Source organism: Thioalkalivibrio sp. XN279 (assembly GCF_011089885.1).
Lineage (GTDB): Bacteria > Pseudomonadota > Gammaproteobacteria > Steroidobacterales > XN24 > XN24.
The window spans coordinates 128,970-143,073 of record NZ_JAANBD010000025.1 but is presented as its reverse complement, the minus strand read 5'-3'; the positions used below and the strand labels follow the sequence as shown (position 1 = coordinate 143,073).

General features: G+C 68.3%; 10 protein-coding genes. 1 reads left to right on the top strand and 9 read right to left on the bottom strand.

All coding sequences use genetic code 11. From position 1 onward, the window contains the following. Window positions 1–4: 4 nt before the first annotated feature. From icd to G8346_RS05400, 8 genes are all read right to left on the bottom strand, one after another. Window positions 5–1,333, bottom strand: coding sequence for an NADP-dependent isocitrate dehydrogenase (icd, locus tag G8346_RS05435; protein ID WP_166048977.1), 1,329 nt, complete (start codon window positions 1,331–1,333; stop codon window positions 5–7). An 87-nt stretch (window positions 1,334–1,420) separates the two neighbouring features. Beyond that, window positions 1,421–4,660: an efflux RND transporter permease subunit gene (locus G8346_RS05430; protein WP_166048975.1), complete on the bottom strand. Its 3,240-nt coding sequence runs from the start codon at window positions 4,658–4,660 to the stop codon at window positions 1,421–1,423. Next, window positions 4,660–5,787: an efflux RND transporter periplasmic adaptor subunit gene (locus G8346_RS05425; RefSeq protein WP_166048974.1), complete on the bottom strand. Its 1,128-nt coding sequence runs from the start codon at window positions 5,785–5,787 to the stop codon at window positions 4,660–4,662. Before G8346_RS05425 ends, G8346_RS05430 begins: the two co-directional genes overlap by 1 nt. Then, the gene (locus tag G8346_RS05420) at window positions 5,784–7,127 is read right to left on the bottom strand and encodes a TolC family protein (RefSeq protein ID WP_166048972.1); all 1,344 of its coding nucleotides are present in this window, start codon (window positions 7,125–7,127) and stop codon (window positions 5,784–5,786) included. Before G8346_RS05420 ends, G8346_RS05425 begins: the two co-directional genes overlap by 4 nt. A 4-nt stretch (window positions 7,128–7,131) precedes the next feature. Beyond that, complete coding sequence (locus G8346_RS05415) at window positions 7,132–7,815, bottom strand: DUF4396 domain-containing protein (RefSeq protein ID WP_240901312.1); 684 nt, start codon at window positions 7,813–7,815, stop codon at window positions 7,132–7,134. Window positions 7,816–7,885: 70 nt separating this feature from the next. Next, window positions 7,886–9,166, bottom strand: a complete 1,281-nt coding sequence (aceA, locus tag G8346_RS05410) for an isocitrate lyase (protein WP_166048969.1) — start codon at window positions 9,164–9,166, stop codon at window positions 7,886–7,888. A gap of 35 nt (window positions 9,167–9,201) precedes the next feature. Beyond that, window positions 9,202–10,800, bottom strand: coding sequence for a malate synthase A (gene aceB, locus G8346_RS05405; RefSeq protein WP_166048966.1), 1,599 nt, complete (start codon window positions 10,798–10,800; stop codon window positions 9,202–9,204). A gap of 180 nt (window positions 10,801–10,980) precedes the next feature. Then, on the bottom strand, window positions 10,981–12,093 hold the full coding sequence (locus tag G8346_RS05400) for a hypothetical protein (RefSeq protein ID WP_166048964.1): 1,113 nt from the start codon (window positions 12,091–12,093) through the stop codon (window positions 10,981–10,983). Window positions 12,094–12,186: 93 nt separating this feature from the next. Between G8346_RS05400 and G8346_RS05395 the strand changes: the two genes are divergently transcribed. After that, window positions 12,187–12,852 carry a pseudouridine synthase gene (locus G8346_RS05395; RefSeq protein ID WP_206202597.1) on the top strand — a complete coding sequence of 222 codons (666 nt, stop codon included), beginning with the start codon at window positions 12,187–12,189 and terminating at the stop codon, window positions 12,850–12,852. Here the strand turns inward: G8346_RS05395 and G8346_RS05390 are convergent. Next, on the bottom strand, window positions 12,743–14,095 hold the full coding sequence (locus G8346_RS05390) for a class II 3-deoxy-7-phosphoheptulonate synthase (protein ID WP_166048960.1): 1,353 nt from the start codon (window positions 14,093–14,095) through the stop codon (window positions 12,743–12,745). The genes G8346_RS05395 and G8346_RS05390 overlap by 110 nt on opposite strands. Window positions 14,096–14,104 lie beyond the last annotated feature (9 nt).

Below are 14,104 nucleotides of genomic sequence, written 5' to 3'. Positions count from 1 at the left end.
GATCTTATTTCATGTGACGGATGACGGCTTCCCCGAAGCCGGAGGTGCCGACGAGCGTGGCGCCCGGCACCAGGCGCTGCAACTCCTCCTCAACCGAGCCGCGCGCACCGTCGCCCCTGGGCAGGCGTATGGCCGTGCGCAGGCGCGCCAGGTCGAAAGTCAGCTCCTTGGCCGCGATGGTACGGGCCACGCCCTGCAGGATCCTGTCCGCCGCCTCGCGCCAGCCAAGGTAGCGCAGCATCATCTCTGCCGACAGGATCAGCGAGCCGGGGTTGACCCGGTCCTTGCCGGCGAAACCCGGCGCGGTCCCGTGCGTCGCCTCGAACACCGCCACCGCATCGCCGATGTTGGCGCCCGGCGCAATGCCGATGCCGCCGACCTGCGCCGCCAGGGCATCGGAGATGTAGTCGCCGTTGAGGTTCAGCGTGGCGATGACGTCGTAGTCTTCCGGGCTGAGCAGGATCTGTTGCAGGAAGTTGTCGGCGATGACGTCCTTGACCACGATCTGGCGTCCGGTGCGCGGGTTGTTGAAAGCCAGCCAGGGACCGTCGTCCAGCTCCGTGGCGCCGAACTCGTCCCGCGCCACCTGGTAACCCCAGTTGCGGAACGCGCCCTCCGTGTACTTCATGATGTTGCCCTTGTGGACCAGCGTCACGGAGCTGCGATCCTCGTCCACGGCATAGTTGATGGCCTTGCGGATGAGCCGTTGTGAGCCCTCCTTGGAGACCGGCTTGATGCCCAGCCCGGAACTCGAGGGGAAGCGCACCGCGTGGACGTTGAGCTCGTCCTGCAGGAACTTCATCAGCTTCTGCGCCTCGGGCGACCCGGCCGGCCACTCGATGCCGGCATAGATGTCCTCGGTGTTCTCGCGGAAGACCGTCATGGACACCAGTTCGGAGTCCTTCATGGGCGTCTGCACGCCGGGGAAATAGCGGATCGGGCGCACGCAGGCATACAGGTCCAGGCGCTGGCGGATCGAGACGTTGAGCGAGCGGAAACCGCCGCCGACCGGCGTCGCCAGCGGCCCCTTGATGGAGACCACGAAGCGTTCCAGCGCGTCCAGCGTCTCCTCCGGTAGGAACTGGCTGCCGCCGTACAAGGTCGTGGCCTTCTGGCCGGCAAAGACCTCCATCCAGGCGACGGCCCGCTCGTTGCCGTAAGCCGCCTGCACGGCCGCATCCACCACCTTGCGCGCGACCGGCGAGACGTCGATGCCGATGCCGTCGCCCTCGATGAAGGGGATGATCGGGCGATCGGGGACGTTCAGCGTGAAGTCAGGATTGGCCGTGACGGGCTGGCCGTCGTCCGGCACCTGGATGTGCTCGTATTGCATCGGGGCTCTTCCGCAGCGGAAACGGACCGTCGCGCGGAACAGGCCAGGCGACGGGCCCCGTATTATCCCCCGCGGCTCGGCGGGGACTCAACCATGGCGATCCGCAGATCGTTGCTGCTGCGACTCGCGCGGGCCGAGGCAGTGCATGTAGAGGGTCGGGATGAGCAGCAGGGTGAGCAGCGTGGCCACCAGCACCCCACTGGCCAGCGTGAGTCCCAGGGGCTTCAGTGCCGGCTCGAACACCAGCGCCCCGCTGCCGAACATCACGGTGCCGGCGGTCAGCAATATGGGACGTGTCCGGAGCGTGGCCGCGGCGATCAATGCGTCGCGCATGGCCATGCCGTCCTTCACCCTGCTCTGCGTGAAATCCACCAGCAGCACCGCATTACGCACCACGATGCCTGCCAGCGCGATCACGCCGAGCACACCGAAGCCGGCGATATCCAGGCCCATCAGGCCGTGCGCCGGGATCACGCCGATGAAGACGAGCGGGATCGGCGCCATGATGATCACCGGGAGCAGGTAGGAGTTGAACCATCCCGCCAGCAGCGCATAGATCACCAGCAGTACCGCCAGGCCCGCGAGGCCCATGTCGCGATAAACCTGCTGCGTCATCTCCCACTCGCCGCCCCAGAACAGGGTGGTCTCGACGTCGCTGCGCGGCACGCCGAACCAGTTGACCGGAGGCATGCCCTCCTCCTCGCGTGCCAGCGCGGCCACCACGTCCCGCTGGACAGACAGCGGCTGGCTACGGTCGCGATGGACCTCTGCCGCCACATAGACCACCGGCAACTGGTTCTTGCGATATCGATTCGCCTGCCATCGGCCTTCGCTGATCTCGACGACATCGGCGAGTGGCACCATGCTGCCGTCCAGGCTGCGCACGTAAAGGCTCGCCAGGTCGTCCAGCCCCGCGCGCTCGGCGTCCCGCAGTTCCACGACCACGGGGACCGGGTGTCGTTCCCCCGGGAGGTCGAGCGCCGTGACCTCGCGCCCGGCCAGGGCCGTCTGCAGCGCCGCCACAGCCCGCGCGGGAGGCACGCCGCGCGCCGCGCTGCGCTGGGGCGCAACCCTGATCCGTGTCTCCGGACCCAAGGCCGCGGGAAACCGCTCGAGGTTGCCGGCCGCATCATGTGCATCCAGAGCCTGCGCCACACGATCAGCCAACGCGAACCGTGCATCGGCAGCGGGCCCGAAGATCTCCGCCTGGACGGCATTGTCCGCCGCTGGCCCGGAGGGAATGCGCCGAATCCATGCCAGCCCCGCGAAGGGCTCCAGCGTCGGGCCGAGCAGGTCGAACAGTTCGCGGTCCAGCTCGTAGCTGAGCCGCTCGCGCTCGTGTTCCGGGGGCAGCTGCACATAGAGCGCTGCCCGGTGCGATGCGCCGACGCCGATATCCGGCGGGCCCGACCGCGGCATCAGCATCGGGCCGTCGACGCCGGCAAAGGTGGTGTACGCCTCGACTTCGGGGAAGGCGCGCAGCGTGCGCCCCAGGGCGGCGCTGGCCTCGAGCGTGCGCTCCAGGGTGCTGCCCGGCGGCAGCTCGAGCTCCACCACGAAAGCCTCGCGGTCGAGGAACGGCACCAGCGTCAGCTGGACCACGCGGGTCACCACCAGGCCGGCGCTGCCGGCCAGCAGAAGCACGAGCACCCCGTAGAAAGACCATCTCAGCCAGGCATGGTCGAACAGCGGTTCGAGCAACGCCCGGTAGGCGCTCGCCAGCCGGCCGGCGGGACGCTCGGGCTGCGACTGCCCCGCGCCCTCGCCTGGCGCGCCCTCGCCTGGCGCGCCGTCCGCCGGGTCGCGCTGGCCCGAAGATCCTGCCCGCAGCAGGCGGAAGGCGAGATACGGCGTCGCCGTCAGGGCGACGGTGAGGGAGAACAACAGCGCCCACGACGCGCCCACGGGAATGACGCGGGTGTACTGCCCCATCTCGCCGCTGATGAACGCGGTCGGCAACAGCGTGATGATGATCAGGACCACCGCGAGGATGGTCGGGTTCCCCACCTCGTCGACGGCTTTCACCGTGAGCTCGCGGCTGCGCTCGCCGGCGTCGCGGAAGTAGCGCCCGATGTTCTCCATGATGATGACGTTGTCATCGGCAATCAGGCCGATGGCCAGGATCATGGCCGCGATGGAGATCGGGTTGAGCGTGAAGTCCGTCAGCCAGTAGGCGAAGGGCACGATAGCCATGCTGGCCGGAATCAGGATGAACACGCCGAGCGCGGCCCGCCAGCCGAGCCCGAGCAGGATGATGACCACCACCACGGCCATGGCAGTGGCGAAGTTCCGGAGCACGCTGCGCACCGTTTCGGTTGCGGCGCGGCCCGCATCGTAAGCCACCCGCAGGTCGATCCCGGCGGGGATGAGGGTGCCCTGCGCGCTCTCGATCAGCGCCATGGCTCGATCGGTGACATCACTGACGTTGTAATGCGGGACCGTAGTGATCGCCAGGCTGACCGCCGGGGCTTCACGATCGGCGCCCCGCTGCCAGTGCAGCGCCTGCGAGCGGGCCGGGCCCGGACCGTCGACCACCTCGGCCACGTCCCGGAGCTCCACCACCCCGGCCGTACCGGCGCCCACCTGGATTTCCAGCAGCGCTTCGGGCGATGCGGGCAGGCTTCCTGCCCTGACCTGGCGCACCGGATCAGCCCACAATGCGTCGGCGGGCACGCGCACACTGGCGCCCTCGATCGCGTCGACCAGCTGGGAAAAGTCGACGCCGTGCGCCGCGAGGTCCGCGGGCCGGGGCAGGACACGAACCTGCCGCGACTCGCCGCCATGCACGATGACGTCGCGCACGCCCTCGATGGCGCCAACCCGGCTCGCGAGTTCAATGGCGATGCGCCGCAACTCGAAGCCATCGAGCTTTTCGCTATACATCGTGACCATCAGGCTGGTGAGCAGGTCGTCGCCGAGCGTGCGGATCGTCTCCGCGCCGACGCCGCGTGGAAGCCGGTGACGGTGACTGTCGAACAACTCTTTCAGTTCACCGTACGCCTGGGCATCGCTGACGCCGGTCGCGAACTCGACCTCCAGCAGCGTGGCATCGGCCGATGCCACGCTGCGCACCTCCACGACATGTTCGAGCTGGCCGGCCCACGCGGCCACGGGACGCGCCACCAGTTCATCCACCCGCTCGGCGCCACCGCCGGGGAACGGCACGACGACCTGGGCGGTGGGCACCTCGACGTCAGGCCGGTCCTGCTGGGGCGTCAACAACAGGCCTGCGGCGCCGAAGATGAGCGACGCTGCGAGCAGCAGCGGCACGAGCGCAGAGTCGATCAGGCGATCGGCGAGACGGCCGGCGAGCCCGAGCCTGGCCATCAGTCCCTCGGCACGACGACCTGGTCGTCCGCCAGGTCGCTCACGATGCTGCCGACAACGACCTGCTCGCCCGGGCGAAGCCCGCGCCTGACCCGCGCCGTTGCATCGTCGCTGGCCGCCACATCCAGGGTGACCCAGCGCAGGCGCGCACGCTGGGCGCCTTGCGCATCCTCTGCTACCACGAACACGCCGCTGAGTTGACCTCTCCGCAGCAGGGCCTCGGCCGGAATACTCACCCCCGCCGTCGCGCCCCGTGGTGACGGCAGGAGCACTTCGGCGGTCATGCCGGGCATGAGCCCGGCCGGCGGCGCCTCGATCTCCATGCGCAGGCGCATTCCGGCACCGTTCTGACCGAGCGCCGGCAGCAGGGCCTGCACTCGACCGGCGATGGGCTCCGCAATCCCGTGGACCCGGATCGACAGGCGCGTGCCTGTTTCGAGGGCGGCGATGCCGTCCTGTTGCACGCCGGCTTCGACTTCCAGGCGTGTACGGTCTTCGAGCATCAGCAGGGGCCGTCCCGGCGAAGCGAAGGCGCCTTCCTCGGTGATGATCTCGCTGACGACGCCGGCGAAGGGCGCGCGCAGGCGCGTGTACTCGAGGTTCATCTCGACGGCGGCAAGCTCGGCCTCGGCCCGCTCAAGACGCCCTGCGGCCTGCTCGGCCTGCAGCTCGGCCTCTTCGAACCGGACCTTCGCCACCAGGTCTTGCTGGTACAGGCGGGCGAACCGGTCGCGGTTGCGCACGGCCTGCGTCCAGGCCTCGCGGGCCGCATCCCGCTGGCTGGCCGCGGCGCTGCGCATCGCCACGAGGTCGCGGGCATCGATCCGCAGGAGCTCTTGCCCCATCGCCACCCGTTCGCCGGCCACCACCAGGACGGCTTCGACCGTGCCTGCCTGGCGGGTGCTCAATTGCGCGCGAGTGGCCGGGCGCACGACGCCCGCGACCCGGATCACGCCGCTCTGCGACACGGCTGCGGCCGTCGCGACATGCACTTCCACTGGACGGTCGGCATCAGGCCCGGACGTGGCCTGTTGCTCGCCACAGGCCGCGAGCACCGCGGCCAGCGCACAGGCGGCGAGAAAACCCGCAGCCCGATTTCTCGTCACACGGCGTGTTGCATCACTCAAGGTGTCAACCTCCCTGCGTCCTGCGCACCGATGGCGAGCAGGTACCGTTGTGCGGCGACCACGGCCTTGTACCGGGCTTGCAACGCCCGGGTCCTTGCCCCGAGCGCGCTGGCCTGTGCCTGCAGCACTTCGGTCATGTCGTTCAGCCCCTCGGCGTAGCGGCGCTCCGCCAGCGCCTGGGCCTCCTCTGCGCCCGTGATGCTGCGTGTGGCGCTTTGCCATGCCTGCAGCTCCGCCTGCCACCAGGCCCGTGTGTCGCTGGCTTCGCTCTGCACACGCCGTTGCCGGGCGCTGAGTTCGATGCGCCGTCGCCATGCGTCCGCCTGCGCTTCGTCGACTGCGCCCGCGACCCCGAAACCCGAAAACAGCGTCCAGCCGAGAGTCACGCCGACGATCCAGTCGGTCTCGTCGTAATCGAGCGGATTGTTGAGATCGACGCGCTGGTAGCGCGCAAACAGGTTCACGTCCGGGAGGTGCCCGGCCTGCGCCCGCTTCACGCCCGCCTCGGCCGCGGCGACGGCCTGCTGCAGTGCGCGCACGTCTGCCCTCTGCAGCAGTCGCTCTTCGCCCGCCGCCAGGCGCAGCGGCGGGTCCGGGACGGGGTCAGTGAGTTCGATGGACACGTCGTCGTCGATGCCTAGCGTTTCCTGCAGGGCCGACTCGGCCGCAATCACGCGTGCTTCGGCGCTGCCGAGCCGCGCCTCCATCTCGGCCACCCGGGTACGGGCATTGAGCACGTCGAGGCGCGATACGAGCCCCTCGCGATGCGCAGCCTCGGCCTGTGCCAGCGCGCGCCGCGCCGCGGCAAGCGCCCCGGCCTCGGCCTCCACCTGCGCGGCGGCAGTGACCGCAGCGAAATAGGCCTCGATCGTTGTCACCGCGACCTCGGCCGAGATTCTCCCCAACCCGGTGCGCGCGGCCTCGACCTGGAGCTGCGCCTGCTCCCGCGCGTGCCACGCGCCCACATTTACGAGCGGCTGCACCAGCTGCACCCCGAGGATGGTGCCTTCGAAGGGATCGAGGCTCACCCCGCCGGCGAGGGGAAGAGTGCCGGGGATTTCGGGCAAGGGCGCCTCGAGCAGCCCGAGGTCTGCGTGCAAGTAAGTTGCATCCGCCGTGACGGTCGGCAGTACCCCGCGCTGTGTTTGCAGGCGCGCCGCCTCGGCCCGGGCCTGCCGGACCCGACCCAGGAGCACCTCCGGGTTCTGCGCCTGCGCCAGTTCCAGCGCCTGTTGCAGCGACAGCGTCTCGACCCGCTGCCGCGGCGCTGCGCTGGCCGCCGCGGGCAGGGTTAAAGCCAGCAGCAGAAGCGGGAGAATGGCGCGCACGACATACTGCATGGGCTCAGCCCTCCTGCCCGTGGTGTCCGGACGCAGCCGTTTCCCGCGGGTCGTGCATGCCGGACTTCACGCCCCAGCGGATCAGCAGCACGTTGACGGGCCACGCGGCGATAAGCCCGCAGGACAAGGAAACTATCATCCCGTTCCAGAACAGCGGCTGCCCGATGGTGGCGTCGCCCGCAATCAGCATGTCCACGCCGATGGCCACGATCTCCATGAAGAAAATCGAGGCGCTCTCGGAAGTGAAGGCATCCCACAGGGCGGCGCGCAGTCCGACGCCTTCCTGCAGCAGCGGCCCGACGGTCATCGCGTAGCCGAACACGTAAGCCAGCGTGAAGGTCGCGATTGCTGCCGGCCAGGCGGCCCAAGCGAGCAGGCCAATGGTCACCACCACGCCGATCACTTCGCCAGCGCCGCAACCGGAATAGCAATGGCTCACGGAGCGCCAGCCGCGGCGCCAGATCGAGTCGCGGCGAATCTGCCTGCGTCCCGAGAACCAGTAGACGCCGAGTCCGATGGGGCCGGAATAAAGGACGGTCAGGAACCACACGGCGCGCATCAGGCTCATCGTCTGCGGATTGCGCCGGCGCAAGTCGAATACCAGCACCGCCAGGCAGGCAGCCACGATCGCGGCCCAGACGATGGTGATGGTCCAGTTATTCAGAAATTCTGCGAGTTCCGCAATCAAGCATCCTCCTTAAAAACGAAGGGTCCCGGCAGACGCGCCGCCGGGACCCCTTGTTGTTGCACAAGCAGCCTCAGCCGGCGTGGAACTGCTCTTCCTCCGTGGATCCCGCCAAAGCGCTGAGAGACGACTGGCCTGCCGTCACCACCTGGGTCACGGCGTCGAAATACCCGGCACCGACTTCGCGCTGGTGCTTGGTGGCCGTGTAGCCGTCCTTCTCGCTGGCGAACTCGGCTTCCTGCAGCTCCACGTAAGCCTTCATCTGGCTTTCCTTGTAGCCCTTGGCCAGCGTGAACATGCTGTAGTTGAGGGCATGGAAGCCGGCCAGCGTGATGAACTGGAACTTGTAGCCCATGGCGCCGAGTTCCTTCTGGAACTTGGCGATGGTGGCGTCGTCCAGGTGGCGCTTCCAGTTGAAGGACGGGGAGCAGTTGTAGGCCAGCATCTGGTCGGGGAATTCCTTGTGCATGGCCTCGGCAAACTTCTTCGCCATGCCGAGATCCGGCACGGAAGTCTCGCACCACACCAGGTCGGCCAGCGGCGCATAGGCCAGGCCGCGTGAAATGGCCTGGTCGATACCCGCGTTCACACGGAAGAAACCCTCGGACGTGCGCTCGCCGGTGATGAAGGGACGGTCCCGCTCGTCGATGTCAGAGGTCAGCAGGTTGGCCGCATCGGCATCCGTGCGCGCCACCAGCAGGGTGGGGACGCCACAGACGTCGGCCGCAAGGCGCGCGGCGGCCAGCTTGCTGACAGCCTCCGCGGTGGGGACGAGCACCTTGCCGCCCATGTGGCCGCACTTCTTCGCCGAGGACAGCTGGTCCTCGAAATGCACGCCCGCGGCGCCGGCGTCGATCATGTCCTTCATCAGCTCGAAGGCGTTGAGCACGCCGCCGAAGCCGGCCTCGGCGTCCGCCACGATGGGCTGCATCCAGTCGATGCTGTCGTTGCCTTCGGCGTGGTGCAACTGGTCGGCGCGCAGCAGGGTGCGGTTGATCCTGCGCACCACCGCGGGCACCGAGTTGGCCGGGTACAGCGACTGGTCGGGGTACATCTCGCCGGCGAGGTTGGCATCGCCCGCCACCTGCCAGCCGGAAAGATAGATCGCGTTCAACCCGGCCTTCACCTGCTGCATGGCCTGGTTGCCGGTCAGCGCGCCGAGCGCGTTGACGAACGGCTTCTCGTGGAGGTACTTCCAAAGCTTCTCGGCGCCCTGGCGCGCGAGCGAATACTCGATGTCCACGGTGCCGCGGAGCCTTGCGACATCCTCGGCGCTATAGGGCCGCGTAACGCCCTTCCAGCGCGGATTCTCTTCCCAGTCCTTCTTCAGTGCATCTGCCGACAGGCGTGTCATCGCGTGTTCCTCTGTGTGATGTCCCCGGTGTCCCCTCAGTCGATGGCCTCGTAGGCCACCAGCGTCAGGAAGTCCATGCAATGCTTCTCGGCCGTGATCCGGTCGAGCAGCTTGGCCGCCTCTGTGTAGTGACCCGAGGAGAATGCGTCCCCGCCCACTTCTTCCCTGATCTTGGCCAATTCTTCGTCTCGAATCTGTTCGTACAAGGCGTAAGTAACCTTGCGTCCGTCGTCCAGCACGCCCTGCGGATGCCGGATCCACTGCCATATCTGCGCCCGGGCGATCTCGGCCGTGGCGGCGTCCTCCATCAGGTTGTACAGCGGCACGCAGCCGTTGCCGCCGAGCCATGCGGCCATGTACTGGATGCCCACGGACACGTTGCTGCGCAGGCCGGTCTCGGTGATATCGCCTTCCGGCATCTGCAGCAGGTCCGCCGCCGAGACCTCGACGTCCTCGCGCAGGCGGTCGAGCTGGTTCGGATTCGGCATGTGCTGGTCGAAAATCTCCATCGCGACCGGGACCAGGCCGGGGTGCGCCACCCAGGTGCCGTCGTGGCCGTCGCCGGCCTCGCGCTCCTTGTCGGCACGCACCTTGGCGAGCGCGGCCTCGTTGGCCTCGGGATCGCCCTTGATCGGGATCTGCGCCGCCATGCCGCCGATCGCCAGCGCGCCGCGGCGGTGGCAGGTCTTGATCACCAGCTGCGAGTAGGAGCGCAGGAAGTGCGTGGCCATGGTGACCTGGTGCCGGTCTGGAAGTGTAAACTCAGGATAGTTCTGGAACTTCTTGATAAAGCTGAAGATGTAGTCCCACCGACCGCAATTCAGGCCGACGATGTGCTCACGCAGCTCGTACAGGATCTCGTCGATCTCGAAGGCCGCGAGAATGGTCTCGATCAGCACCGTGCACTTGATGGTGCCGCGCTCGAGCCCGAGGGCATCCTCGGCATAGCGGAACACTTCGGCCCACAGCCGGGCCTCGACGTGGCTCTCCAGCTTCGGCAGGTAGAAGTACGGGCCCGAGCCGATCTCTTTGGTGGCCTGGGCGTTGTGGAACAGGTACAGCCCGAAGTCGAACAGTCCGCCGGGCACCTGGCGTCCATCGACTTCGACGTGCTTCTCGAACAGGTGCCAGCCCCGCGGCCGCACGAACAGCGTCGCCACCTGGTCCTTGAGCTGGTACTGCTTGCCTTCCGGCGAGGTGAAGCTGATGGTGCGCGCCACCGCGTCGCGCAATGCGAGCTGGCCCGGCAGCAGGTTGTCCCAGGCCGGCGTCATCGAGTCCTCGAAATCCGCCATGAACACCTTGGCGCCGGAGTTGAGCGCATTGATGATCATCTTGCGATCGACCGGCCCGGTGATCTCCACGCGGCGGTCCTGCAGGTCGGCCGGGATCTCGCCAACACGCCAGTCACCGGCGCGGATATCCGCAGTCTCGGGCAGGAAATCCGGCATCGTCCCGGCATCGATGTCCGCCTGGCGGACCTTGCGCCGCTCCAGCAACTCGTCGACCCGGGGCCCGAAGCGGCGCGCGAGGTCCGCAAGGAAATTCATCGCTTCGGTGGTGAGAATTTCCTCGTAGCCGGGGCGCATGGGGCCGAGGATCCGGTAACCAGTGTCGGACGGTGCGTGGGTCATGGCTGTCCTTCTCGATCGGGAGCGGGATGGCACAGAACCGGGCGGGTAAAAACGCCTGGTGGCGAGAGCGCAGCGACCCTCGCCGAATGATTTCTGCACTGCGTCATATTAGTGCCCCGGCACGGTCAATGCAAAGCGCCATGCGGCGCCCAGGGGTGTCCGGGGGCTCGAGAAGAGGGCTCAGCTGCCGCGGGATGCGAGCTCCCGGCGCACGAACTCGAGCTGGCCCTGGTAGGTCCCGAGGCTCGGGTTGTCGGGCGCCGCCTGGCCGACGGCCGCCGCGAAGGCCCGCTCCGCTTCTTCGAGCCGTCCCATGCGTCGCAACAGCCGCCCGTGAGCGGAGTAGAACCGCGCGGCCTGCTCCGGAAACTCCGTGATCGCGGCCCGCGCACGCGCCTCCGCCGCCGGCAGCAGGGTCCGGGTCGGTTCACGGAATGCGAGGTAGAGATATTGCGCCACGGTCTCGGCATCCCCGCTCCCCGCATAGACCTCGTCGATGTAGGCCGCGGCCGCGTCGAGCTGGCCCGTGGCCAGCAGGGCCCAGGCCTTGGCGTACATGAAATCCTGCCTGCTGCGACCCTCCGGATAACGCCCGGCCCATTCCTCTAGCTCCTCGAGCGTACGCGCGTGGTCGTTCTCGACACGCTGGGTGGGCTGCAGGATGCCGCGCAGGGCAATGTCGCGCCGTTGCTCTGCCGTCAGCTCCTCGCGCAGCAGCAGGCTGCGAAACACGCGGCGGGCAGGCTCGGCCCGGCCGGCCGCCAGGTAGGCCTGGGCCAGGCCTTCCAGCGCCGCGACGTCGTTGCGCTCGCGCACCGCGGCCTGCGCCACCACGATGGCGTCGTAGCCCTCGGCGGCCTGGCGCAGCCGGGCCTCGTAGTCCTCCGGATATCCCACGATCGCAGCCACCTGGCGCGCATCACCCAGCCGCTGGTCGCCCTGCTGCGGACGCAGCAGCAAGGTAGTGGGGGTACCGAGAAAGCCCAGTCCCTGCTCCGCCAGGAAGGTGGCGTCAGGTTCGTCATAGCCCAGCACTTCCAGCACCTGCCAGTCGGCGGTCAGCGCGGCAATGCCCTCTGCCTGCGGGTTGCGCAGCAACTCGCGGTCCAGCTGGATGCAGCCCGGACACCAGTCCGGCTGCGTGATGACCACCATCACGTAGCCGTCCCGCGTCGCGGCCGTTTCCATCACCGCGCCGATCGTTGCGGGCGTCCAGTCCGCAAAGCGAACCGCGGCACCGGCCGGCGCCGCGGACAGGGTGAGCAGGAAGAAAGCAGCCAGGGTGCGCAACACGGTGTTTCCTTTCCGGGCATGGATCGAGTTCATAACGGCACAGACCTTGCCGCAGGCGTGACAGTTCCGCAATGGCCACTGCATCATGCCCCGATGAGCGGGCCCCGCCTCCTACTCTTCAACAAGCCGTTTCACGTGCTGAGCCAGTTCAGCGCCAGCGGCGCGCGCGCCACCCTCGCCGCCTACATCGACGTGCCCGGCGTATACCCGGCGGGGCGGCTCGACTTCGATAGCGAGGGCCTGCTGCTGCTCACGGATGACGGCCGGCTCCAGGCCCTGCTGAGCCAGCCGCGCCACCGCACCTGGAAGACGTACTGGGCGCAGGTCGAGGGGATTCCCGACGCGGCGGCACTGCGCGCCCTGCGCGCCGGGGTCGAGCTGAAAGACGGGCTTACCCTGCCGGCGCAGGCCCGGTGCATGCCGGCGCCGGAGTTGTGGCCGCGGGATCCGCCGATACGCGTGCGGCGCGAAATCCCGGACAGCTGGCTGGAGTTGCGCATCCGCGAGGGCCGCAATCGCCAGGTCAGGCGCATGACCGCCGCGGTCGGCTACCCGACCCTGCGGCTGGTGCGCACCGGGGTGGGGCCGTTCAGCCTCGCGGGACTGCAGCCGGGGGAATGGCGCGAGGTGGAAGTCCCGCCGGACTGGCTCAGCGCCCGCGCAGCTCCGCGATCCGCATCGCCAGCTCGAGGGCCTGCTCGTAGTTCAGCCGCGGGTCCACCTGGGAAAGGTAGGCGCGCTCGAGGTCGGCCTCGGTAAGCCCGCGCGCCCCGCCGATGCACTCGGTGACGTCGTCGCCGGTGAGCTCGAAATGCACGCCGCCGAGGTAACTGCCCATTTCCTCGTGGATACGGAAAGCCTGCTCCACCTCGGAGAGGATGCGATCGAAACTGCGTGTCTTGATGCCGCTCGAGGTGGTCTCGGTGTTGCCGTGCATGGGGTCACACACCCACAGCACGGTGGCCCCCTTGGCGCGCACGGCGTCGATCATGGCCGGGAGGTGCTCGGCGATCTTGCCGGAGCCGAAGCGGTGAATCAGCGTCAGGCGGCCGGGCTCGTTGCCGGGATTGAGCACGTCGAGCAGGCCTTCCAGCCACTCGACGCTCATGCCCGAGCCGACCTTCACCGCGACCGGGTTCGCGATACCGCGGAAATACTCCACGTGGGCCCCATCGAGCTGCGCCGTGCGCATGCCGATCCAGGGGTAATGCGTGGAGAGGTTGTACCAGCGGCCCCAGCGCTCGATCAGGCGCGTCTGCGCCTGCTCGTACAGCAGGTGCAGGCCCTCGTGCGAGGCGTAGAAGTCGATGCGCCGGGTGCGGTGCACGGGCTGCCCGGAGATGAACTCGAAGAAATCCATCGAGTCCGTGATGCTCTTGACGATGCGCTTGTAGGCCTGCTCGAAGGGCGTCGACTTGGCGAAGCCGATGTCCCAGTACTCCGGGTGGTGCAGGTCGGCGAAGCCGCCCTCCGCCAGCGCACGCACGAAGTTGAGCGTCAGCGCCGCGCGATGGTAACCCTCGAGCATGAGCTCGGGGTCCGGCGCCCTGTCCTGCGGCGTGAAGGCGTTGCGGTTCACCAGGTCGCCGCGGTAGCTCGGCAGCGTCACGCCGTCGCGCGTCTCGGTGTCTGCCGAGCGCGGCTTGGCGTACTGACCCGCCATGCGCCCGACGCGGATCACGGGTTTCTTCAGGCTGTGCAGCAGTACCACGCTCACCTGCAGCAGGATCTTCAGCTTGCGCGCGATCTGGTCGGAGTTGCAGTCGGAGAAATTCTCGGCGCAGTCGCCGCCCTGCAGGAGGAAAGCCTCGCCGCGCTGGGCGCGCGCGATCTGCTTTTTCAACGCCTCGACTTCCCACGAGACCACCAGCGGGGGCAACCGCGACAGGCGCTCCACCACGACGTTCAGCGCCGCTGCGTCCGGGTACGCAGGTTGCTGGAGGGCGGGCCGGGCCTGCCAGCTGCCCGGATGCCACTCGATTCTTGCGGGATCTGCACTCATGGGCGCATC

What these genes read in the sequence shown, in the direction of transcription:
- icd (WP_166048977.1), bottom strand. Translation starts at nt 1,333, where the DNA reads ATGCAATACGAGCACATCCAGGTGCCGGACGACGGCCAGCCCGTCACG.
- G8346_RS05430 (WP_166048975.1), bottom strand. Translation starts at nt 4,660, where the DNA reads ATGGCCAGGCTCGGGCTCGCCGGCCGTCTCGCCGATCGCCTGATCGAC.
- G8346_RS05420 (WP_166048972.1), bottom strand. Translation starts at nt 7,127, where the DNA reads ATGCAGTATGTCGTGCGCGCCATTCTCCCGCTTCTGCTGCTGGCTTTA.
- aceA (WP_166048969.1), bottom strand. Translation starts at nt 9,166, where the DNA reads ATGACACGCCTGTCGGCAGATGCACTGAAGAAGGACTGGGAAGAGAAT.
- aceB (WP_166048966.1), bottom strand. Translation starts at nt 10,800, where the DNA reads ATGACCCACGCACCGTCCGACACTGGTTACCGGATCCTCGGCCCCATG.
- G8346_RS05395 (WP_206202597.1), top strand. Translation starts at nt 12,187, where the DNA reads ATGAGCGGGCCCCGCCTCCTACTCTTCAACAAGCCGTTTCACGTGCTG.
- G8346_RS05390 (WP_166048960.1), bottom strand. Translation starts at nt 14,095, where the DNA reads ATGAGTGCAGATCCCGCAAGAATCGAGTGGCATCCGGGCAGCTGGCAG.